Origin of the sequence: Actinocorallia sp. B10E7 (assembly GCF_039871655.1) — a bacterium.
In the GTDB taxonomy this organism is placed as follows: domain Bacteria; phylum Actinomycetota; class Actinomycetes; order Streptosporangiales; family Streptosporangiaceae; genus Actinocorallia.
Genome location: NZ_JBDPLZ010000005.1, coordinates 49630 through 70074 on the forward strand (window position 1 = coordinate 49630; position 20445 = coordinate 70074).

Sequence of the window (20445 nt, forward strand, 5' to 3'; positions counted from 1 at the left end):
GGAGACTGGAGAACATGTCAGAAACCTCGGCACAACTGCTGCGTCTTCTGCGTCTCCTCCAGGTGCACCGGGACTGGACCGGCACCGAACTGGCGACACGGCTCGGGGTGACCCCCCGGACCGTCCGCCGCTACGTCGACCGGCTCCGGACGATGGGCTACCCGGTGGACGCCGTGCCGGGGGTCGCCGGCGGGTACCGGCTCGGCGCGGGAGCCGTGCTGCCGCCCCTCCTGCTGGACGACGAGGAGGCGGTGGCGATCGCCGTCGGGCTGCGCACCGCCGCGGGCGGGACCGTCGTGGGGCTCGAGGAGACCTCGGTGCGGGTGCTGGCCAAGCTGGAGCAGATCCTGCCGGCGCGGCTGAGGGAGCGGGTCGACGCGCTCGGCTCGGTGACGATGCCGCTGACCGGGCCGGGCGGGCCCGTGGTCGAACCGGAGCTGCTGACCTCGATCGCCGCGGCCTGCAGGGCGAACGAGAAGGTGAAGTTCGACTACCGGACGCACGCCGGGGAGGTCGGCCGCCGGACCGTGGAGCCCTACCGGCTGGTGCACACGGGGCGGCGCTGGTACCTGCTCGGCTACGACCTGGCGCGGGAGGACTGGCGCACGTTCCGGGTCGACCGCATCGGGCGGCCGATCACCCCCGGCTCCCGGTTCCGGCCGCGCACGCCGCCCGCCGAGGACCTCAACGCCTACATCTCGCAGCGGGTCTCCTCCACGCCGTACCGGTACTGGGCCCGGGTGCTGATGTACGCTCCGGCGTCCTTCGTGGCCGAACGGATCCCGCCGACCGCCGGGCGGCTGGAGGCCGTCGGCGAGGACTCGTGCATCCTGCACTCGGGCGCGAACTCCCTGGACGGGCTCGCCCTGCACATCGGCCTGGCGGGCGCGGACTTCAAGGTGCTCGACCCGCCCGAGCTGGCGGAGGAGGTCCGCCGCGTCGCCGAGCGGTTCACGCGCGCAACCCGCGCATAACCGCGTCCGGAGAGACTCGGCTCCGTACCGAACCCCGGCCACGGAGGACATGCCATGACGGAGCGACCGGAACGCGTGGTGCTGAAGACCGAACTGTTCGCCGACCCCGAGGCGCTGCGGGCCGCCCTGGGCTCGGACGGGCCGATCCACCGGGTGGTCCTGCCCGACGGCATGCCGTCCTGGCTGGTCACCGGCAACGAGGCGGTGAAGCAGGCGCTCTCCGACCCCGCCCTCGTGCGCGGCGTGGACGCGGCCGCGCCGGAGCTGCGCCCCTACCTGGGCCTGGCGAGCGACGACTTCGTGCTCACCCGCCACATGCTCTTCGCCGACCCGCCGGACCACACCCGCCTGCGCAAGCTCGTCTCCCAGGCGTTCACGCCCCGGCGGATCGAGCGGCTCCGCCCCCGGGTGGACGAGATCGCCCACGAACTGCTCGACGGGTTCGCCGCCAAGGGCGGTGCCGACCTGGTCGAGTCGCTGGCCCTGCCCCTGCCGATCGCGGTCATCAGCGAACTGCTCGGCGTGCCCGTGGAGGACCGGGAGTACTTCGAGCGGTACGCCGAGATCCTCACGGGCGCCAACTCGTCCTCGGACTTCGAGGACATCGTCGGCGCGGGCCGGTGGTTCGACGAGTACCTCACCGAGCTCGTCTCCCGGCGCCGCGTCGAGCAGGGCGACGACATGATCTCCGCGATGGTCGCCGCGCAGGAGCGCGACGACCGGCTGACCGATTTGGAGGTCAGGTCCAACTCGTTCCTGCTGCTCGCCGCCGGTTTCGAGACCAGCGTCAACCTCATCGCCAACGGGATCCTGGCGCTGCTGCGCCACCCCGACCAGCTGGAGGACCTCCGCTCCGACCGCTCCCTGATGTCGAACGCGGTCGAGGAGCTTCTGCGCTGGGACAGCCCCGTCTCGGGCATCACCTACCGCTTCGCCAGGGAGGACACCGTCCTCGGCGGCGCCGCGATCGCCGCGGGCGAGCACGTGGCGCTCTCCCCGCCGTCGGCCAACCACGACTCCTCGAAGTTCCCCGACCCGGCCCGGCTGGACCTGCGCCGCAGGACCAACGGCCACCTGAGCTTCGGCCACGGCATCCACTTCTGCATCGGGGCCCCGCTGGCCCGCCTCGAAGGCGAGGTGGTCTTCGCCGCGGTCCTGGACCGGCTGGCCGGCCTGGCCCTCGCGGTTCCCGTCGAGACCCTGACCTGGAAGGAGACCTTCCTCGTCCACCGCCTCGACAGCCTGCCCGTCACCTTCGAGCCGGAGGCCTCCTGACCCTCCCGGGCTACTCAGTCCGGTCGGGTGGAGGTACTCAAGATCCGCCCCAGGCCATAGGGCATCCTTGCGCTTATGGACACGGTGCATATTTCGCCCAAAAGGCTGGCCTGGCTGCAAAGAGAGCTGGCCGCCTGGGAGGCGGACGGGCTGATCGACGGCGACACGGCGGCCGGGATCGCGGCCCGGTACACGGCGACGACCCGCCGGTTCGCGCTGGAGCGGCTCGCGATGGTCCTCGGCGCCGCGTTCGTGGGCGTCGGCCTGATCTGGACCGTGGCCTCCAACTACGAGCGGCTTTCGCCGATGACGAGATTCGTCGGGATCGTCGTGATCTGGCTGGCGGCCGTGCTCGCGGCGGAACTGCTCGCCTCCCGGTTCTCCGGCGCGCTGCCGGCCTCCATCCGGGTGATCGCGGTGGCCGCGGCCGGCGGCGTGGTCTTCCAGGCGGCGCAGAGCCTGCAGGTCCCGGCGGGCAGCTCCGAACTCCTCGGGGCGTGGGCGGGAGGGGCGCTCGCCTACGCCTACGCCACCCGCGGGAGGGCACCGCTGGTCATCGCGGCCGGGCTCGGCGTCGGCTGGTACGCCTGGTGGGCGGCCGAGAACGCGGGAAGCCACGGCGTCGTGGCGTGCGCGATGCTCGTCGCGGCGGCCTGCGCGGCGGCCATCGCCCTCCTGCACGAGCGGTGGACGCCCGCCTTCACGATGGTCTGGCGGCCCGTGGGGGTGCTGCTCGCCCTGGTCGGGCTCTACGTCGCCGCCTTCCCCGACCCCGACTTCCGCACGACGAACGCGCTGTGGATCGGAGGCGCCGTCGCCGTGGTCCTCGCGGCCGTCGCCGCCTGGGCGAGCACCGCCCGCGGCGAGGTCGCCGTGATGCTGGGCATCCTGGGGGCGGGCTTCCTGCTGGCCGTCTGGGACCCGGCCGGCTCGATGACGTCGCCGAGCGGCGCGCTGCTCGTCCGCGCCGTCGCCGGGATCGTCGTCTACGTGCTGGCGGCGGCCTGGTTCGCGATCCTGGGGACGTCCCGGGCGCTGCCGGGCGTGGTGTCGCTGGCCGCCGGGGCGCTGGTCGTCTTCGTCACCACCCAGAGTTTCGCGATCTTCGCTCCGCTGTTCTCCGGCGCCGCCCTGTTCCTGGTGCTCGGCGTCGTCTTCCTCGGCACCGGCGTGCTCGCCCACCGGGCCCGCCGCCTGATCACGGAGGTCTCCCGATGAGGTCGCTCTCCCGCCCGGTCGCGGTGGCCGCCGCCGTGCTCGTCCAGGCCGCGCTGACGGCCTGGGCCGTCCAGCCGCAGCTGTCGCCCCGCCTGACCGGCACGGAGTACAGGCTGGCCGTCGCCCCCGTCGATCCGATCGACCCGTTCCGCGGCGCCTACGTCCAGCTGAGCTACCCCGGTCTGCCCGCCGAGGTCTCGGACGAGGGAGGGGCCTACGTCCCCCTCGTCCGGGACGGCTCCCTGTGGAAGGGCGGCACCCCCGTCAAGACCCGTCCCAGGCCCCCTTACCTGGCCTGCGACTCGCACGGCGTCGTCCTCGACTGCGGACTCCACAGCTTCTTCGTCTCCGAGGACCGCGCCCGCTCCATCGAACAGGACATCAACGCCGACCGCCTGGCCGCCGTGATCCGCGTCGACGACCAGGGCAGGTCTGCTCTCGTCCGCCTCGAACCCCGCTGACCGAAGGCTCTTGCGACTGGGATAAGTCGGTGATGTCAGCTTTTAGATAGGAGAAGTTCACAAGATCTTGACTTGCCGGGACGGGACTTACTTTCGTCATACGTGTGACCATGCGGGTGTTTCGTCCTTTCGATGGAGGCCACGTTGCAGACCCAGCACCGTCCCCGCTCGATCCGGATCGCCGTCACCCTCGCCGCCGCGACCGCCTTCTCCGGCACCGTCGCCCTCACCCCGGCCCACGCCTCGGTCTACGGCTCCTGCACGATCTCCCGCTGCTCGGACGCCAAGTCGGCCCGGTCCATCTGGTCCGGCAAGGGCTTCCCCACCACCGCCGGCTGGTACTCCTGGCCCGACGGCAAGTACAACTACACCGGCGGACGCTTCTACAACCGCGAAGGCCAGCTGCCCAGCGGCGCCACCTACTATGAGTACGACGTCTACAGCCGGGCGAAGGGCGCCTCCCGCGACGCCTACCGCATCGTCGTCAACCGCAGCACCGGCGCGTCCTGGTTCTCGCCGAACCACTACACCGACTTCTACAAGATCGCCTAGGGTCCGTGATGCCGTCCGTCGAGCGCCAGCCGCCGTCCTGGCTGACCATCTCCAGCGTCCCGGCGCCCGAGGCGCTCGACGGGCGCGCCTGCCGCACTCGCGTCGGCCTCTTCACCGAGGCCGCGCGGGTCCTGCGCTTCCCCGACTACTTCGGCCGCAACTGGGACGCCTTCTACGACTGCCTCCGAGACGCCGATCCGCCCGTCTTCTCCGTCGACCACGCCGAAGAGCTCCTCGCGGACGAGCCGCCCGAACAGCTCGGCCTGCTGCTGAACCTCCTGTCGGACGCCGGCCCGCGGGTCGTCCTGGCGGCCTCCCACCCGCAGAGTCTCCACGACAGGATCCTCGCCGTCCTCTGAGGGAACCGGGCGGTCCGAACCACTCGGGCCTCACGGGTATCCAACGGTTGGCCCTGTCGAAAGCCAGGGGCGGCGGCTGACCTTTGGGGGAGGCGGAGCACTCTTCGCAACTCATAGATTTGCCGCGAACGGGACAAATCAGTACTTGCGAGAGTCACGGGGGGCGTCATGTCGGACGTACGGGAAGAGACGGGGCGGGCCGGATGACGGACGCCATCCTGGATCTCGCGCACGACATCATCACATCCCCCTGGATCTACCTGCTGGTCCTGGGCATCGCGCTGCTCGACGGGTTCTTCCCGGTGGTGCCGAGCGAGACCCTGGTCATCACGACGGCGGCGTTCGCCGCCTCGACGGGAGAACCCGAAGCCCTCCTGGTGGTCCCGGTGGCCGCCGCCGGCGCGATCTGCGGCGACCACGTCTCCTACTGGCTGGGGCGCAGGGCGGGCGGCGGACTCAAGGACGGCAAGGCGTTCCGGTGGGCGAGGAGCGCGGTCGCCGAACGCGGCGGGCTCATCCTGGTCGTCGCGCGCTACATCCCCGGCGGCCGGACCGCCGTCACCATGACGCTCGGCGCGACCCGCTACCCGTTCCGCCGCTTCATGCTCTTCGACGTCCTCGCGGGGCTGAGCTGGGCCGTCTACTCGGTGCTCGTCGGCTACATCGGCGGTGCGGCCTTCGAGGAGGACCCGCTCAAGGGTCTGGCCCTCGGCCTGGGCATCGCCTGCGGCATCACCGCCGTCGTGGAGACCATCCGCTACGCCCGCAAGAGAAAAGCCGGCGCGCCGCGGAGCGGGGAGGCCCAGGAGAAGGCGACGGTATGACCGCGGGCCGAATTGAAGATCTTTCATATTCGTGACCTGTGAGATGCCGATTCATGGCCTGCCCGTCATATCGGCCTGTCACAACAAGGTTCATGCAGACCACCCGGCGACGCTTCCTCACCGGTGCGGCGGCCACAGCGGCCGCCTCCGCACTTCCGCTCTCCGTCCAGAAGGCCGTGGCCGAAGCCGTGCCGCCCGGCGGGCTCGGGTCGATCGAGCACGTGGTGTTCCTCATGCAGGAGAACCGCAGTTTCGACCACTACTACGGGACGCTCTCGGGGGTCCGCGGCTTCGGCGACCGGAACGCGATCAACCGCCCGAACGGCAAGAGCATCTTCGAGCAGCCCGGGTTCGCCCGGGACGTCCTGCCGTTCTCGATCAGGAACGCGGTCGGCTTCAACCTGCGTCCCAAGTCCGCCCAGCAGTTCGTCGCCGGGCTCCCGCACTCCTGGCCGGACGCCCAAATGGCGCTCAACAAAGGCTGGAACGACCGCTGGGTCTACGCCAAGACCCCGGGCACGATGGCGTACTACGACCGCCAGGACCTCCCGTTCCAGTACGAGCTCGCCGACACCTTCACCATCTGCGACGCGTACCACTGCTCCCTCCCCGGCGGGACGAACCCGAACCGCATGTTCCACTGGGGCGGCAACGTCGGTTACGAGCCCGACGGCAAGCGCACCACCGGCAACGACGCCTACGCCGACGACCACCCCGGCTACAAGATGACCCCCTACGTCGACCGTCTTGAAGCGGCCGGCAAGACCTGGCGCGTCTTCCACGAGTGGGACAACTTCGACGACAACGCGCTCGAGTACTTCGAGTCGTACCGCGAACTCGCCAAGAAGGCCCTGGCCTTCACGACCTACCGCTCCATGAACGCCTTCTACGGCGCTGTAGGCAGGGCTGAAGACCCCACGATCCTCCTGAACCGGCTGGAACAGGGATACGACACCCTGACGGACGCCGAGAAGTCCGCCTTCGACAACGGTCTACGCCGAACGAGCAAAGGCGATCTCGGTAAATTCTTCCGTGAAGAAGCCCACGCCGGACGCCTTCCGAACGTCTCCTACGTCGTCGCACCGGCTGCCGAGAGCGAACACCCGGGCAGTTCCGCCCCCGGACGCGGCGCCGGTATCACCTACGACGTCCTGGACGCCATCGCCTCCGATCCCGAACTCTGGGCGTCCACGGCCGTCTTCATCACCTACGACGAGAACGACGGCTTCTTCGACCACGTCCCGCCGCCCGCCCCGCCCGCCGGCACCCCCGACGAGTTCGTGGACGGCAAGCCCCTGGGCCTGGGCACCCGCGTCCCCATGCTCATCGTCTCGCCGTGGACGGTCGGCGGCTTCGTCTGCTCGGAGGTCTTCGACCACACCTCGACGATCCGCTTCGTGGAGACCTGGCTGGGCGTCCGGGAACCCAACATCGGGCCCTGGCGGCGTCAGGTCGCGGGCGACCTGACCTCGGCGTTCGACTTCGCCCGTCCCCGCTCCCGCAAGGTCGTCGGACGGCCCGCCCCGGACCCCGGCGCACAGACCCTCCTGCCGGCCCTCCCGCCCATCTTCCAGAAGCCGCCCGTCCAGGAGCCGGGCCGCCGCCCGTCCCGTCCCCTCGCCTACCGCACGGAAGCGTCAGCCCGGCTCGACGGCGAGATCCTGAGGCTCACCCTCCGGGACGAAGGCATCCGGGGCTCGCACTTCGCCGCCTACCCCTACGCGGGCGAACTACCGTCCCCACGCCACTACGACGTCCAGGGCACGACCACCGACACGATCCCCGTCACCGGCGGATACTCCGTCACCCTGACCGGTCCCAACGGCTTCCGCAGAGAGTTCACCGGCACGGTCGCGGGCAAGGCCGCGACCGCCGACGTCTCCTCCCGACAGGACCGCCGCACCCTGGTCGTCACCCTCGGGAACCCGACCTCCGAGCCCCTGAGCTTCAAGGTGAAAGCACTCGCCTACAACGCGCTGGAAGAGACCGTCGTCCTGGCCGCCGGAGCCTCCCGAAACCTCCGGTACCGCACGGCGGACGGCTGGTACGACCTCGCCGTCACCACCGCGGAGGACCCCACCTTCAACCGTCGTCTGATGGGGCACCTCGAGAACGGCCGCCCCAGCAGGTCGTCGTAGACCACGTCGGCGGAAGACGGAATGAACCGCCCATGCCCGGTGAACGCGGATCGCGTAGGTTCGACTTCATGAGAAGCGGAGTGGTCGGGCTCATCGGCGGGATGAGCTGGGAGTCCTCGGCGGAGTACTACCGGCTGCTCAACACCGAGGTCCGGCGGAGGCTGGGCGGGCACCACAACGCGCGGAGCCTGATGTTCACCGTCGACTTCGCCGAGATCGAGGAGCTCCAGCGCGCGGGGGACTGGGCCGCCGCCGGACGGGTGCTCGCCGAGGCGGCGCGACGGCTGGAGGCGGGCGGCGCGGACGTGGTCCTGCTGTGCACCAACACGATGCACAAGGTCGCCGACGAGATTGAGGCGGCGGTCGACGTCCCGTTCCTGCACCTGGTGGACGTCACCGCGCGGCGCGTCCGCGAGGCGGGCATGCGCAGGGTCGGCCTGCTCGGCACGAGATACACGATGGAGATGCCGTTCTACGCCGACCGCATGGCCGAATGGCACGGGCTCGAACTCGTCGTCCCCGACGACCCCGGCAGGACACTCGTCCACGACGTCATCTACCGCGAACTCACCCAGGGCCGCATCCGCGACGCCTCACGAGATGCCTACCGCCGGATCATCGAGGACCTGGCCGCTCAGGGCGCCGAGGGGGTCATCCTCGGCTGCACCGAGATCACCCTCCTGATCTCCCCGGAGGACAGCCCCCTCCCGGTCTTCGACTCCACCCGCATCCACGTCGAAGCCGCCCTCGACACCGTGCTGCGCGAGAATCCGCGGATCTGACCGGACTGCCGGTCGTCCCGCAGACCGCCGCGGTCAGCGGGCGAGGCTCCACAGGCGCAAGGTGTTGTCGCGGGAGCCGCTGAGAGCCATCGGGGTGCCGGCCAGGTCGGTGAAAGCGACGGACCAGACGCGGTCGGTGTGGCCGGTGAAGGGGCTCTCGATCTGGTCGCGGGCGGCGAGGTCCCAGACCCGGACGGTCCGGTCCTCGCCGCCGGAGATGACGAGGGTGGTTCCCGCCGCGGCGCCGGCCGTGATGGACCGGACGGAGTCGACGTGGCCGCGCATCGGCTCGCCGACCTGACGGCGGGCCAGCAGATCCCAGACCCGGATCGTCCCGTCCAGGCCTCCGGTGACGGCCACCGGCCTGCCGTCGAGCCTGGTGAGGGCCACCGAACGCACCCAGCCTTCGTGGCCGGTCAGTGACGCCACCTGCCGCCGGGCCGGCAGATCCCAGATCCGGACCGTTCCGTCGTCACCGGCGGACACCGCCGTGAGCACGCCGTCCAGCTCGGTCAGGGCGACGGCCGCGACCGCCCCGCGGTGCCCGGTCAGCCGGGCGATCTCCTGCTGGTCCTCCAGGTCCCAGATCCGGAGTGACGCGTCGGCACTGCCGCTGACCGCGATGGGACGGGAGCCGAGCTCGCCCGTGGCGACGGTCTTCACGTCGCCGTCGTGTCCCTCGAAGACGCCGAGGAGGCTGCGGTCGGCCAGGCTCCAGACCCGGACGGTGTCGTCGTCGGAGGCGCTGACCGCGATCGGAGAGCCGCGCAGGACGCCGAACGCCACCGACTGCACCCAGTAGGTGTGTCCTCGCAGCGGTGCGCCGAGGGTCCGTCCGGTGGCGAGGTCCCAGACCCGGACGGTCTGGTCGTCGGAGCCGGTGACCGCGACGGCGGAGCCGTCGACCGTGCCGACCGCGATCGAGCGGATGTCGTTGCCGTGGTCGATGAGCGGCGGGTGGACGAGCTGCCCGAAGGACGGTCTCGCTGACGGTGAGACCGTGCCGCCGGTCCGCTTCTCCCCGTCCGGCCAGAGGAGGAAGGCCGTGAAGGTCACCGCGGCCAAGCCGGCCGCGACCGGCAATGGCCAGGTTCTCCTGCGCGCCGGTCGTTCCGGAGGGAGGGGCGATGTGGCCGGCCCGGGACGGTCGGCCTCGGCCGGCCGCGTCGGCGCCGGGGCGTGCCCGCTCAGCCGGGCGTGCAGTTCGTCGGCCGTGGGCCGGGAGCGGGGGTCCTTGTCCAGGCAGAGCGCGACGATCCCCGCCAGCGGCTCCGGCAGGCCGGAGACGTCCGGCGGCTGGTGCAGGATCGCGTTGAGCAGGGCCGGCATCGTGTCGCCGGGGAACGGCCTGCGCCCGGTCGCGGCGAACACCATCGTGCCCGCCCAGGCGAAGATGTCCGCGGGCTGGCCGACGGCGCCGTCCGTGAACTGCTCCGGGGCCATGTAGGCGGGCGTGCCCACCGAGCCCGTCCTGGTCCCCGCCTGGTCGAGGGCCCGGGCGATGCCGAAGTCGATGACGACCGGCCCCTCCGGACCGAGGACCACATTGGCGGGCTTGAAGTCCCGGTGCACGATGCCGGCCCGGTGGATGGCGGCCAGGGCGCTGGACGTCGTGACGGCCAGGCGCTGCAGTGCGCCGCCGCGTCGCGGCCCCTCCTCCTGGACGAGCAGCTCCAGCGATCTGCCCGGGACGAACTCGCTGACGATGTAGGGGCGTTCCCCGTGGACGCCCGCGTCCAGCACCCGTGCGGTGCAGAAGGGCGCCACCCGCCGGGCCGCCTCGACCTCGCGGAGGAAGCGCCGCATGGCGTCCTCGCTCCCGGCCGCCCCCTCGTGCAGCACCTTCACCGCGACCGGGCCGCCGTCGGGGGCCTCACCGAGATAGACGGCTCCCTGGCCTCCCCGTCCGAGCAGGCCGGTGAGCCGGTAGGACCCGATCACGCGGGGCGCTCCGGGTCCGAGCGGAAGCGGCTGCGGCACGGGTGCACCCCTCTCCGAGGACGCCTCCGAGATTAGCCGGACCGTTCCCGGGAGAACGGCGCCTCACCAACTGTTCACCTGCCGATCATCGACGCGGATCGGTCGGGTGAGATCGTGTCTTCCACTGGTTCCGTGCCGACGGCGGGAGACGGTTTCGTGGGACGCCGAATGACGGCCGCGCTGTCGGCGGGGGCGGTGGCCCTGGCGGTGGCCGTGGTGTGCGCCGCCGTGCGGTGGGAGCGGGCGGGCGACCTCCCCGAGGTGCGGGTGCCGCCGGGGGCGACGAGCAGCCTGCCGGAGGGGGAGCGGTACGAGACCCGTGTGGACAACATGGCGCTGGCCATGAAGCAGGGGCTGGAGGAGCGGTTCGGCTCTTCGAACTCAAGGATCTACGCGTTGCCCGAGGGGACCGTGCCGGCTGAGGCGGTGGCCTTCGTCGGCCGTTCCCTCGGGGAGGACTGGGCGCCGGTGAACGCCCGCTGCCGGCAGCGCGGGTACCCGGATTCCCCGGGCCGGCGATTCATCACGGCCTGCCGCTGGGTCGAGAAGAGCCGATGGTGGCCGCGGGCGGTGGAAGTGGCGGTGTTCGACCGGCTCGACCGGGTGCCTCCCGCGTACTGGCCGGACATCACCCTGCTCGTGGTCGCCACCGGCCGCGGCCGCTGAAGGGGCACCCCGGGCGCCCGGTTCAGCGGCCGGGGTCGTTCAGGGCCTTGGAGCACCGGGCCAGCAGGGCGCGGAGCTGGTCGCGCTCCTCGGGTGAGAATTCCTCGGACAGCCGCCGCTCGATCGCGACCGCCGCCCGGTCCGCGGTCTCGAACGCCTCCCGGCCCGCCTCGGTCAGCCGGGTCTCCAGCACGTTGCGGTGCCAGGGGTGCGGGGTCCGCTCGACCAGGCCCCGGTCCTCCAGGTTCCGCAGCACGACGGTCATCGCCTGCGGGGTGACGAGGCAGGCGCGGGCGAGTGCCGCGGCCGAGATCCCCGGGGCGTCCGAGAGGGCGAACAGGGCCGCGTACTGCGGGACGGTCAGGGGTTTCAGCGCGGCTTGCTTGGCCGCCATCAGTTCGGTCTCGACCCGTTTCAGGTCCAGGCCGAGCCGTTCGGCCGCGGGCATCGTCATGTCATCAATCCTAGGTCTGATATAAAAGCTTTGATAACCATCAAGGTTTGGAGACGTCATGATTCCCGCCTCCCACGAGGACCTGCTGATCCGCCCGCTCTTCGCCCACCTCGCGACGCTGAACTCCGACGGCGGCCCGCAGGTCACCCCGGTCTGGCAGCTCTGGGACGGAGAGGCCCTGCGGTTCACGACCACGACGGACCGCCGCAAGCACCTCAACGTCGTCCGGGACGCGCGGGTGGCCGTCTCGATCAACGATCCGGAGCAGCCGTACCGCTATCTGGAGGTCCGCGGAGTCATCGAGAGCGTCGACCCCGACCCCTCCGGGGAGTTCTTCGACGTGCTCGCCAAGCGCTACGGCCTGCCCTACGAGCCACCGGTGGGCGACGCCCCGCGCCGCGTCGTCCTGGTGCTGCGCCCCACGCACGCCACCTGGCAGTGAGAAATGCAGATATGAACGAATCCTTACGTCAGCGCCTCGGGACCGACTTCCGGATGATCTGCGGTGTGTACTCCTGGTGACCGAATCGGATCACGAGCAGGAGTCGACATGAAGCTGTTGCGTTCCGCGTTCGCGGTGGTCGCGGCCGCCGCCGCGATCTTCAGCGTCCCCTCCGCCGCCCAGACCTGGACCCAGCACGCCCTCGTCTGAGACGCACTTTTCCCGAGCGGGAACCCGCACCCTGCGAGGGGGAACGCACAGCCCCGGATCCCAGAAGGGACCGGGGTTGTCGTGTTCCCGTCAGGCGGGTTCATCCGAGGCGGTGGTCTGCTCCTCGGACAGCCACCGGGCGACGAGGCCGGTGACGATCGCGCCGCCTCGGTCGTTCAGGTGGAGGTGGTCGACGAGGAGTTCGAGCCCGTTTCCGTGGGAGATGTCGTCCCAACTCCGTCCCAGGAGGTAGTGCTCGGCTCCGGCCGCGAGGGCGACCGCGAAATCGAAGCCGTACGGGGTTCCGGCACCGCCGCTCTTCCGGAGGAAGTCGACCGCCTGCTCGTGTACGGGGATGTAACCGACCTGGGCGCGGGCGGCCGTCTCCTTGATCGCGGCGTTGTAGGCGCCGAGCCTGCGGTTGCGGGATGAGGCGAGGTCCTCGCCGAGCGGGGGGAGGGACAGCAGAGCGATGCGGGCGGTGGTCTTCTCCTTGATCCGGTCGACGATCGCGCCGAGGTCGGCTCGGTACTCCTCCGGCGGCACGCCGTCGAGGACGTCGTTGGCGCCGACCAGGATCGTGACCGCGTCCGGATGACACGCCACGATGTCGGAGTCGACCCGCTTGCGGAGGTCGTCGCTCGTGTCGCCGTTGACACCGGCGTTGACGAACTCGTATTCCCGGTATTCGGGCCGGTCGCGCAGCGCGCCGACCCAGTTCGCGCCGAGTGTGCCCTGCGTCATGCTGGCGCCTGCCGCGACGACCACGGGGCCGGGGCCGCGTTTCCGGCCGCAGGCTTCGGAGGGCGGGTTCTCGGCCGAACGTACGAACGTCAGGTATCCGGCGGTGGCCGTGAGGCCGAGCGCGGTCGCGAGCAGCAGGCCCAGCGCGAGGAGCATCCGCTTCTTCATGGTCAGTACCCCAGGGCGATGGTGTGACCGACGGTGGCGGGGGCGTCCAGCACGTTGAGGATGGCTTGGGCGAGGTCGGTGCGGGCGAGCATGAGGCCGCCGCGCACGTTGCGGTCGACGGCGGTGCGGTAGGGGCGGGGACCGCCGTCGGTGAGGCGTGGCGGGCGCATGATCGTCCAGTCCAGACCGCTGTCGCGGACCACCCGTTCGGTACGGACGAAGTCGGCGAACGCCTCCCGAAGGAAGCGTCGGAGCAGGGGCTTGACCAGGGTGCGGGTGAACGGGCCGTCCCCCTCGTCGACGACGTGTCCGCCGGCGGTGACGACGACCAGGCGGCGTCCGCGAACGGAGCGCATCGCGGTGACGACCGAGCGGGCTCCGTCGGAGCACACGGTCGTCTCGCCCTTGCCGCGGGGGCCCAACGCCGACACGACGGCGTCGCGGTCGGCCACGGACGCGCTGATCGCGGCGGGGTCCATCACGTCGGCGACGACGGTTTCGAGAAGCGGGTGATCCGGCAGGCCGCCGGGATTCCTGACGATCGCGGTGACATGGTGGCCGGCGTCGAGCGCCTGGCGCACGAGGTGCTGCCCGGTTCCGCCGGTCGCGCCGAGGACGGCGATACGCATCAGACCCTCCAGGGGTTAGTGAACACTAGCCTCTACACTGATCTAGTGTTCACTAACCTGTCAAGCGGCGGCGGGAGGACGGCATGAGCACAAGGGAGCGGATCCTCGACGCGGCCGCGGAGCTCCTGCGGACGCGCGGGGTCGCGCAGGCCACGACCAAAGAGATCGCGCAGGCGTCGGAGGTCTCGGAGCCGACGCTCTACAAGTACTTCGGGGACAAGGAACGGCTGCTGTTGGCCGTCCTCGAGGAACGGCTGCCGGGCCCGTCCCGGGTGTCGATCCGGCCGGGAGAGGGCGACGTCGAGGACAACCTCGCTGAACTCGCCCACGCGGCTCTGGAGTTCTACCAGCGCTCGATCCCCATGCTCGGCGCGCTCCTCGCGGATCCGAAGCGCATGCAGGCGCACCGCGAGGCCATGTCCCGACACGGCGCCGGCCCCGACCGCCCCCTCGCGGCCTTCGCCGCCTACCTGCGCGCCGAACGGGACGCCGGCCGAGTCGGCCAGGACGCCGAACCCGACGCCGCCGCGGCTCTTCTCCTGGGCGCCTGCTTCCAGGAGGCCTTCCTGCGCTACTACGCGCACGGCCCGGACGCCCCCACGGCTCCACGGACCTTCGCCGAGTCCCTAGCCCGATCCGTCGTCCGCCCGCTCCTGCCATGACCGGGGCGACGCTATACCACGGTGCACCAGTTCTGACCTTCTGGTCGAAATGGAACAATCCGAGTTCGATGCGCCGCGGAACACGAAGAGTGGGACGACCTATGAGCACCTCGAAGAAGCAGTCCAACCTGGAGGACGTGCTCCCGCTGGCCCCCCTTCAGCAGGGCCTGTACTTCCACGCGCTCTATGACGGCGACTCCGACGTCTACTCCGCCCAGATCGTCCTCGACCTGGCCGGGCCGCTCGACACAGGACGGCTGCGGGCCGCCGCCGAGGCCGTCCTGCGCCGCCACGCCAACCTGAGGGCCTCCTTCCGGCAGCGCAAGCAGGGAGACCCCGTGCAGGTCGTGCACCGGGAGGTCAGGCTGCCGTGGGAGGAAGTCGACCTGTCGGACGACCCTGACGCCCTCGCCGCGCTGGTCGAGCGGGAGAAACGGCGCCGCTGGGACCTCACCCGGCCGCCGCTCATCCGGTTCGTGCTCGCCCGGCTCGGGCCCGGGCAGCACCGGCTGATCTGCACCAACCACCATCTGCTGCTCGACGGCTGGTCCACCCCGATCCTCACCACCGAGCTGTTCGCGCTGTACCTCGGCAAGGGCGACGACGGGCTGCTGCCGCCCGTCACGCCCTACAAGACCTATCTCGCCTGGCTGGCCCGGCAGGACCGGGAGGCCGCCGTCGCGGCCTGGACCGCGGCGCTCGACGGCGTCGAGGAACCGACCCGCATCCGGCCGCGGGCGCAGGGGCCCGCGGTCCCGCCGGAGATGATCGAGCTGCGGCTCGACACCGCGACCAGCGCCGCGCTCACCGCCCGCGCCCGCGTCGAGAGAATCACCCTCAACACGATCCTCCAGCTCGCCTGGGGGCTGGTCCTCGGCTGCGAGACCGGCCGCACCGACGTGATCTTCGGCGGGGTGGTGTCGGGCCGGCCGCCGGAGCTGCCCGGAGTCACCTCCATGATCGGCCTGCTCATCAACACGCTGCCCGTCCGGGTCCGGCTCCGGCCCGCCGACACCGTGCGCGAGGCACTGCGGCGGCTCCAGGAGGAGCAGACCGAGCTGATGCCGCACCAGCACCTGTCGATCTCCGAGATCCAGCGGCTCACCCCCGCGGGCGCCCTGTTCGACACGATCACCGTGCTGGAGAACTACCCCTACGACCCGTCGGCCGAGGCCACCGATCTGGACGGCGTCAAGGTCACGGGCGCGGGCGGCTACGACGCCACCCACTACCCGATCGCGCTGGGCGCCATCCCCGGCGAACGGCTGCTGCTGCGCATGGACTACCGGCCCGACCTGTTCGACGCCGAGCAGGCGCGGCGGCTGCTCCGCCGGCTGGAGCGGGCGTTCCAGCTGATCGCCGATGCGCCGGACACGCTCGTCGGCCGGATCGACCTGCTCGATCCCGAGGAACGGGAGGCGGCCGTCACCGTCCGGCCGCACGACGAGGGCACGAAGGACGAGACCGTCCCTCCGGACGACCGGCGGGCCTACGTGCTGGACCCGGCGCTGCGGCCCGTCCCGGCCGGTGTCGTCGGCGAGCTGTACCTGGCGGGAGACGGCACGGCACGCGGATACACGGGGCGTCCCGGGCCGACCGCGGAGCGGTTCGTCGCCTGCCCGTTCGGGGCGCCCGGCGAGAGGATGTACCGGACCGGCGACCTGGTCCGCCGCACCGCCGACGGGCTGCTGGAGCACGCCGGACGCGACACCGCGCCCGCCCGCAAGGCCCATCCCGACGGCAAGCACCTCGTCGCCTACATCGTGCCCGCGGGCGGCCGGGAGCCGGACCAGGACTTCGTGGAGGAGCTGCGCCGGTTCGCCGCCGAGCACCTCCCGTCGTACATGGTGCCGTCGACGTTCGTGTTCCTGCCGGAGTTCCCGCTCAACTCGAGCGGCAAGATCGACCACAAGGCGCTGCCCGTCCCCGGCTTCGAGCGCGGCTCGGAGGGCCGCGAACCCGAGGGTCCGGAGGAGGAGCAGCTCGCCGCGCTGTTCGCCCAGGTCCTCGGACTGCCTAAGGCGCCGGCCGACGTCAGCTTCTTCCGCCTGGGCGGCGACTCGATCTTCGCGATGCGGCTGAGCGGCCTGGCCCGCGCGGCCGGGCTCGACCTGTCCCCACGGGCGATCTTCGCCCACCAGACCGTGGAGGCGCTGGCCGCCGCCGCACGCGGCGGGCCCGGAGACGAGGAACTCGGCCTCGGCGTGCTCCTGCCGATCCGCACCGGAGGCGGGAGACCCCCGCTGTTCTGCCTGCCCCCCGCGGGCGGCCTGTCCTGGTCCTACTTCGGACTGCTCCCGCACCTGCCCGCCGACCAGCCCGTCTACGGGCTCCAGGCGCGCGGCTTCCCGGACGCCGGCGAGCCCTTGCACGCGTCAGTGGAGGAGGCCGCCCGCGACCACGTGGCGCATCTGCGGAGCGTCCAGCCCCACGGCCCCTACCATCTGGCGGGCTACTCCCTCGGCGGACTCATCGCCTACGAGGCGGCCCGGCAGCTCCAGGCGGCGGGAGAAGAGGTCGCGCTGCTGGCGCTGATCGACTCCTTCCACTCCCAGGACCTCGACATCCCCGGCCGGGAGATCGTCCCCGAGCTGCTGGAGGCCGTCGGGATCTCCGAGGAGATCGCGGGAGACCGGCACGCGCCGGACGTCGCCCGGGTCATGGAGGCGCTCAGGGAGAAGGGCAGCGCCTTCGCCAGCCTCAACGACCACGGTCTCGTCGCCCTGTACCGCAACTACGAGAACGGCCTTCGGATCGCGGCCGAGTACACGCCGGGCCCGATCGACGGGGACATCGTGTTCTTCACAGCCCTGCGCGGCCGCACCGCCGACTCCCTGACGGCCGAAGCCAACTGGGGCCCGTTGATCGGCGGAACGGTCGAGAACCACCACCTGGACGTCGAGCACCGGTTCCTGCTGGACCCGGCGCCGCTCGCCGAGATCGCCGAAGTGATCACGACCAGGATCCACACCCCCGACGGCGAGAACACCTGATCACAAGCGGCTAAAGCAGAGAAAAGGCGAGGGAGGCCAAGCCGGCGCTCAACGGGGCGAGGAAGAGCGAACAAACGAAGCCCCAGCCGCCGGTGAGGCGCTTGGCCGGGTCTCGAAGCGGACGGTCGAAGCTCGCCCAGACGGGCCGTCGTTCCAGGAGGAGATAGAGCATCACCCCCGACAAGCCGGTCGTCATCAGCCAGAACCACGCCCACCTGTTGGCGTAGCGGTTGTGGGGCCGGCTGAGCATGAGCAAGAAAGTCCCCAGCCCGATGAACGGGATCAGGAGCCGCAGCGGCCCGTCGGGGAGCCGTTCAGACCAGGAGCGGCTGTCCGCTCGTGACGGATCTCCTCTGATCACCGACAGGTCGAACTTCGGATCGAGCCATTTGTCGAAGCTCGGTTCGCCGCGGTCTCCGGTGATCGTCCGGGTCAGCCTCGGCAACTGACGGGCCTTCTCAAGCTGAGTCCGTGAGACCTCCCCTCGGAACTCCCACCAGGTCAGCCTGCTGGTGGACCAGCGGAACCAGAAGGTGTTGGTCTCGCGACTCGCCTTGAAATCGGCGGTCACGAGCTCCAGTCGATCGACACGGTGATGATCGAGGTCGTCGTAAAGACGCTCGATGGAACTCGTTCGCTGCGGTCTGTCGTAGGCCAGTGTCGTCACGGCGGCATAGCCGATGATCGCGATCAGCAGGATCCGCAACGGCCGGTCCGACAGGCTGAGCGCCGCCCGGACGCGCCTGGCGGTGACCTGACGATTCACTCAACGCTCCAAGCATCCTCAGTGCAAAACGACCTGAAGACTGTCATAGGCCTTCCGTTGTCATGCACTGCCCGCTGTCCTGCGGAGTCGGGCGGCCATGGGGCACCGAGGCTGTAAATGATCATGGCTGGCCTGCTCGGCCGATTCGATTGACGAGTGCAGGGCGCGGGAACATACTGGCTGTACGACAGTTGTACGACACGAAGGAGGGGCAGTGAGCGCGGAAGCGGTTCCGAGGAAGCCGGATACTCGTCGGCACAAGCGGCCCCAAGGGCGGGGCGCGGGCAAGCTGGCGCAGGTGAGGCTCAGGCCGGATGAGATGGATGCGTTGCGCGAGACGATGCGCACGCTGAACCTGGAGTCGACTTCGGACGCCCTTCGTGAAGGGCTTCGTCTTCTGACTCGTGAGGCCGCGGAGCTCGCGGCGGCCGAAGAGATCCGCTCCTTCTATGAAGGGGCGCAAGCACCGCTTCCGGAGGGTGTGGCGCCTCCCGGCGACGCCGAGTTCGAGGCCGTCGATGAGATGGAATGGTGAGCCCTGGCACGGCTCTGAGAGGGGAGGTGTGGGCCTGTGCCCTGCCCGCGCCGATAGGCCCCCATCCGGTTGTCGTGCTCACCGCCAACCGCGTCGCCGGACCGCTTTCCGCGGTCACGGTCGCAGTGGTCACCGGAACCGCGGGTCCTCCGACGACCCATGTGCCCATCGGCAAAGAAGCAGGGCTGACCAGATACGACGAGTCCTACGTCAACTGCACCGACCTGCACACGGTCGCAAAACCCAGACTGCGACGGAAGCTGGGGACGCTGGCTCTGGGGGAACTCCGAAGCGTGGAGGCGTCGATCCGCTTGATCCTTGGCCTGCAGCCCTGACGAAAGGCCTGCTCTGAGTCCGCCGCGGACCGGCTACTTGCCGGGTTCGGGGCCGTACCACTGCAGAGGCTGGCCGGTGATCCGGGCGATGCATTCGAAGTCGCGGTCGCGGTGCAGGAGAGTGAGCCCTTGGAGTTCCGCTGTGGCGGCGAGGACGAGATCGACGGGGCCGGCGCTGCGGTGCTGTCCTCGCCTGGTGAGGGCTTCCTGGACCTTCCAAGCCCGGTCGTAGGCACGGTCGCCGATCGGGGTCCAGCCGAACAGCGACCGCATGTCCTCGATGCCTTGTTCGCGGTCGGCGAGGGACCGGGCGCTGTAGAAGAACTCCAGCTCGGTGATGGGGCAGACGGCGATGAGTCCGGCTGCTGCCGCCTGGTCCCAGCCGTACTGGCCGGCGTCAGGACGCATGAAGCGGGCGAGAGCGCTGGTGTCGATGAGGTACTGGGCGGCGTTCATCGACGGTAGTCGGTCTTGTCCTCGAAGAGGTCGAGGTCGAAGGCGCCCTCTGCGGCGTGGGCGCGGAGGCGGGTAAGCGCGAGCGCTCGGCGTCGGTTCTCCAGCACCTCGCGGAGGGCGGTGTTGACCGTCTCCTTCTTGGTGCTGGTTCCGAGTGCTTTCGCGACCTCTGTGAGGAGGTCGTCGTCCAGGTCGATCACGGTGCGGCTCATCGAGATACCCCTCTTGATATCAAGGATTCACTTGATGATATCTCGCAGGGTTTCAAGATGCACCTGACGTTGGACTACCGGCTCAGACGGCCTCCTCCGGTGGAGACCACGGTCTGGACCCCGAGCCGGTCGCCGAGCTCCTCCAGGGCCGCTCGCAGGTCGACACGTTGATCGCCGACCATGAGGTAAGGGATGCCCTCGCGTCGCAGGAATGACAGGTACGCCAGTGGTGTGGCCGCCGCGACCAGCACCAGCAGATGCCATCCCTCCCAGTCCGGGCCCGGGAACTGTTTACATGTCCAGCGGACCCGGCCGCGGCTGTCGGGAACGACCAGCCACCCGTTGGCGGCCAGAGCCGTGATGTGGTCCGGCAGGTAGTGCTGCTGCAGCACCTCGGCCGTCTCCGCCGACGGCGGCAGTTCCTCGCCGACGGAGTCGTCGGTGACGAACGACCCGCTGCCCTCCAGGATGGCCTGGGGGTGATGGCGGCGTTTGACGTCGGCGTATCCGGAGTCGGTGAAGACCGGCCAGCGTTCGTCGGTCATCAGCAGCACGCCCGGCGACAAGCTGATCCTCCCATCGACCGAGCTGGAATTGTGTGCGATGACGG

At 70.5% G+C, this 20445-nt stretch carries 23 protein-coding genes; 15 read left to right on the plus strand and 8 right to left on the minus strand.

Annotated elements, in window-relative coordinates:
• The first annotated feature begins 14 nt into the window (after positions 1-14).
• The 9 genes from ABGB12_RS17945 to ABGB12_RS17985 all read left to right on the plus strand — a co-directional run bounded on the left by ABGB12_RS17945 (position 15) and on the right by ABGB12_RS17985 (position 8583).
• Positions 15-974, plus strand: a complete 960-nt coding sequence (locus ABGB12_RS17945; protein ID WP_347679289.1) for a YafY family protein — start codon at positions 15-17, stop codon at positions 972-974.
• Between the two features lie 54 nt (positions 975-1028).
• The gene (locus ABGB12_RS17950) at positions 1029-2249 is read left to right on the plus strand and encodes a cytochrome P450 (protein WP_347679291.1); all 1221 of its coding nucleotides are present in this window, start codon (positions 1029-1031) and stop codon (positions 2247-2249) included.
• Positions 2250-2324: 75 nt separating this feature from the next.
• Entirely contained in the window at positions 2325-3467 is a 1143-nt protein-coding gene (locus ABGB12_RS17955) for a DUF2157 domain-containing protein (protein WP_347679293.1), read from the plus strand.
• Positions 3464-3928: a GDYXXLXY domain-containing protein gene (locus ABGB12_RS17960; protein WP_347679295.1), complete on the plus strand. Its 465-nt coding sequence runs from the start codon at positions 3464-3466 to the stop codon at positions 3926-3928. The genes ABGB12_RS17955 and ABGB12_RS17960 overlap by 4 nt, the downstream gene beginning before the upstream one ends.
• 132 nt (positions 3929-4060) lie before the next feature.
• A complete protein-coding gene (locus ABGB12_RS17965; protein ID WP_347679297.1) occupies positions 4061-4480 on the plus strand; it encodes a ribonuclease domain-containing protein in 420 nt (139 codons plus the stop codon).
• Positions 4481-4488: 8 nt separating this feature from the next.
• Positions 4489-4839 carry a barstar family protein gene (locus ABGB12_RS17970; RefSeq protein ID WP_347679299.1) on the plus strand — a complete coding sequence of 117 codons (351 nt, stop codon included), beginning with the start codon at positions 4489-4491 and terminating at the stop codon, positions 4837-4839.
• A 203-nt stretch (positions 4840-5042) separates the two neighbouring features.
• Positions 5043-5663 carry a DedA family protein gene (locus ABGB12_RS17975; protein WP_347679301.1) on the plus strand — a complete coding sequence of 207 codons (621 nt, stop codon included), beginning with the start codon at positions 5043-5045 and terminating at the stop codon, positions 5661-5663.
• A 92-nt stretch (positions 5664-5755) separates the two neighbouring features.
• Complete coding sequence (locus tag ABGB12_RS17980; protein ID WP_347679303.1) at positions 5756-7801, plus strand: phospholipase C, phosphocholine-specific; 2046 nt, start codon at positions 5756-5758, stop codon at positions 7799-7801.
• Between the two features lie 68 nt (positions 7802-7869).
• Positions 7870-8583, plus strand: a complete 714-nt coding sequence (locus ABGB12_RS17985) for an aspartate/glutamate racemase family protein (RefSeq protein WP_347679305.1) — start codon at positions 7870-7872, stop codon at positions 8581-8583.
• Between the two features lie 33 nt (positions 8584-8616).
• On the opposite strand, the gene ABGB12_RS17990 is transcribed toward ABGB12_RS17985, so the two are convergent.
• Complete coding sequence (locus ABGB12_RS17990; protein ID WP_347679307.1) at positions 8617-10563, minus strand: protein kinase; 1947 nt, start codon at positions 10561-10563, stop codon at positions 8617-8619.
• Between the two features lie 156 nt (positions 10564-10719).
• Here ABGB12_RS17990 and ABGB12_RS17995 point away from each other — a divergent pair, with 156 nt between their 5' ends.
• A complete protein-coding gene (locus ABGB12_RS17995; RefSeq protein ID WP_347679309.1) occupies positions 10720-11229 on the plus strand; it encodes a hypothetical protein in 510 nt (169 codons plus the stop codon).
• 22 nt (positions 11230-11251) lie between these two features.
• Here the strand turns inward: ABGB12_RS17995 and ABGB12_RS18000 are convergent, their stop codons facing one another.
• Positions 11252-11683 carry a MarR family transcriptional regulator gene (locus ABGB12_RS18000; protein ID WP_347679311.1) on the minus strand — a complete coding sequence of 144 codons (432 nt, stop codon included), beginning with the start codon at positions 11681-11683 and terminating at the stop codon, positions 11252-11254.
• A gap of 58 nt (positions 11684-11741) precedes the next feature.
• Between ABGB12_RS18000 and ABGB12_RS18005 the strand changes: the two genes are divergently transcribed.
• Positions 11742-12125 (plus strand): PPOX class F420-dependent oxidoreductase, encoded by a 384-nt coding sequence (locus ABGB12_RS18005; protein WP_347679313.1) that lies wholly within the window; start codon positions 11742-11744, stop codon positions 12123-12125.
• Between the two features lie 300 nt (positions 12126-12425).
• On the opposite strand, the gene ABGB12_RS18010 is transcribed toward ABGB12_RS18005, so the two are convergent.
• Both ABGB12_RS18010 and ABGB12_RS18015 read right to left on the minus strand, forming a co-directional pair.
• Positions 12426-13247, minus strand: coding sequence for an SGNH/GDSL hydrolase family protein (locus ABGB12_RS18010; protein ID WP_347679315.1), 822 nt, complete (start codon positions 13245-13247; stop codon positions 12426-12428).
• Positions 13248-13249: 2 nt separating this feature from the next.
• Positions 13250-13876 carry an SDR family oxidoreductase gene (locus ABGB12_RS18015; protein WP_347679317.1) on the minus strand — a complete coding sequence of 209 codons (627 nt, stop codon included), beginning with the start codon at positions 13874-13876 and terminating at the stop codon, positions 13250-13252.
• An 83-nt stretch (positions 13877-13959) separates the two neighbouring features.
• Between ABGB12_RS18015 and ABGB12_RS18020 the strand changes: the two genes are divergently transcribed.
• Together ABGB12_RS18020 and ABGB12_RS18025 are read left to right on the plus strand one after the other, a co-directional pair.
• Positions 13960-14538, plus strand: coding sequence for a helix-turn-helix domain-containing protein (locus ABGB12_RS18020; RefSeq protein ID WP_347679319.1), 579 nt, complete (start codon positions 13960-13962; stop codon positions 14536-14538).
• A gap of 101 nt (positions 14539-14639) precedes the next feature.
• Positions 14640-17531, plus strand: coding sequence for a condensation domain-containing protein (locus ABGB12_RS18025; protein WP_347679321.1), 2892 nt, complete (start codon positions 14640-14642; stop codon positions 17529-17531).
• A gap of 10 nt (positions 17532-17541) precedes the next feature.
• On the opposite strand, the gene ABGB12_RS18030 is transcribed toward ABGB12_RS18025, so the two are convergent.
• Positions 17542-18237 (minus strand): hypothetical protein, encoded by a 696-nt coding sequence (locus ABGB12_RS18030; protein ID WP_347679323.1) that lies wholly within the window; start codon positions 18235-18237, stop codon positions 17542-17544.
• Between the two features lie 274 nt (positions 18238-18511).
• Between ABGB12_RS18030 and ABGB12_RS18035 the strand changes: the two genes are divergently transcribed.
• Both ABGB12_RS18035 and ABGB12_RS18040 read left to right on the plus strand, forming a co-directional pair.
• A complete protein-coding gene (locus ABGB12_RS18035; protein ID WP_347679325.1) occupies positions 18512-18832 on the plus strand; it encodes a hypothetical protein in 321 nt (106 codons plus the stop codon).
• Positions 18826-19167: a type II toxin-antitoxin system PemK/MazF family toxin gene (locus ABGB12_RS18040; RefSeq protein ID WP_347679327.1), complete on the plus strand. Its 342-nt coding sequence runs from the start codon at positions 18826-18828 to the stop codon at positions 19165-19167. The genes ABGB12_RS18035 and ABGB12_RS18040 overlap by 7 nt, the downstream gene beginning before the upstream one ends.
• Positions 19168-19200: 33 nt before the next feature.
• On the opposite strand, the gene ABGB12_RS18045 is transcribed toward ABGB12_RS18040, so the two are convergent.
• The 3 genes from ABGB12_RS18045 to ABGB12_RS18055 form a co-directional block, all read right to left on the minus strand.
• On the minus strand, positions 19201-19623 hold the full coding sequence (locus ABGB12_RS18045; protein ID WP_347679329.1) for a PIN domain nuclease: 423 nt from the start codon (positions 19621-19623) through the stop codon (positions 19201-19203).
• Positions 19620-19835: a type II toxin-antitoxin system VapB family antitoxin gene (locus tag ABGB12_RS18050; protein ID WP_347679331.1), complete on the minus strand. Its 216-nt coding sequence runs from the start codon at positions 19833-19835 to the stop codon at positions 19620-19622. Before ABGB12_RS18050 ends, ABGB12_RS18045 begins: the two co-directional genes overlap by 4 nt.
• 74 nt (positions 19836-19909) lie before the next feature.
• Positions 19910-20440, minus strand: coding sequence for a dihydrofolate reductase family protein (locus tag ABGB12_RS18055; RefSeq protein WP_347680637.1), 531 nt, complete (start codon positions 20438-20440; stop codon positions 19910-19912).
• Between the last annotated feature and the right edge of the window lie 5 nt (positions 20441-20445).

Bases quoted from the DNA above. Each gene is read 5' to 3' on its own strand.
- ABGB12_RS17985 (WP_347679305.1), top strand. From the start codon at position 7,870: ATGAGAAGCGGAGTGGTCGGGCTCATCGGCGGGATGAGCTGGGAGTCC.
- ABGB12_RS18040 (WP_347679327.1), top strand. From the start codon at position 18,826: ATGGTGAGCCCTGGCACGGCTCTGAGAGGGGAGGTGTGGGCCTGTGCC.
- ABGB12_RS18015 (WP_347679317.1), bottom strand. From the start codon at position 13,876: ATGCGTATCGCCGTCCTCGGCGCGACCGGCGGAACCGGGCAGCACCTC.
- ABGB12_RS17970 (WP_347679299.1), top strand. From the start codon at position 4,489: ATGCCGTCCGTCGAGCGCCAGCCGCCGTCCTGGCTGACCATCTCCAGC.
- ABGB12_RS18020 (WP_347679319.1), top strand. From the start codon at position 13,960: ATGAGCACAAGGGAGCGGATCCTCGACGCGGCCGCGGAGCTCCTGCGG.
- ABGB12_RS18050 (WP_347679331.1), bottom strand. From the start codon at position 19,835: ATGAGCCGCACCGTGATCGACCTGGACGACGACCTCCTCACAGAGGTC.
- ABGB12_RS17955 (WP_347679293.1), top strand. From the start codon at position 2,325: ATGGACACGGTGCATATTTCGCCCAAAAGGCTGGCCTGGCTGCAAAGA.
- ABGB12_RS18010 (WP_347679315.1), bottom strand. From the start codon at position 13,247: ATGAAGAAGCGGATGCTCCTCGCGCTGGGCCTGCTGCTCGCGACCGCG.
- ABGB12_RS17965 (WP_347679297.1), top strand. From the start codon at position 4,061: ATGGAGGCCACGTTGCAGACCCAGCACCGTCCCCGCTCGATCCGGATC.
- ABGB12_RS17945 (WP_347679289.1), top strand. From the start codon at position 15: ATGTCAGAAACCTCGGCACAACTGCTGCGTCTTCTGCGTCTCCTCCAG.
- ABGB12_RS18005 (WP_347679313.1), top strand. From the start codon at position 11,742: ATGATTCCCGCCTCCCACGAGGACCTGCTGATCCGCCCGCTCTTCGCC.
- ABGB12_RS17950 (WP_347679291.1), top strand. From the start codon at position 1,029: ATGACGGAGCGACCGGAACGCGTGGTGCTGAAGACCGAACTGTTCGCC.
- ABGB12_RS17980 (WP_347679303.1), top strand. From the start codon at position 5,756: ATGCAGACCACCCGGCGACGCTTCCTCACCGGTGCGGCGGCCACAGCG.
- ABGB12_RS18000 (WP_347679311.1), bottom strand. From the start codon at position 11,683: ATGACGATGCCCGCGGCCGAACGGCTCGGCCTGGACCTGAAACGGGTC.
- ABGB12_RS18025 (WP_347679321.1), top strand. From the start codon at position 14,640: ATGAGCACCTCGAAGAAGCAGTCCAACCTGGAGGACGTGCTCCCGCTG.
- ABGB12_RS17960 (WP_347679295.1), top strand. From the start codon at position 3,464: ATGAGGTCGCTCTCCCGCCCGGTCGCGGTGGCCGCCGCCGTGCTCGTC.
- ABGB12_RS18045 (WP_347679329.1), bottom strand. From the start codon at position 19,623: ATGAACGCCGCCCAGTACCTCATCGACACCAGCGCTCTCGCCCGCTTC.
- ABGB12_RS17975 (WP_347679301.1), top strand. From the start codon at position 5,043: ATGACGGACGCCATCCTGGATCTCGCGCACGACATCATCACATCCCCC.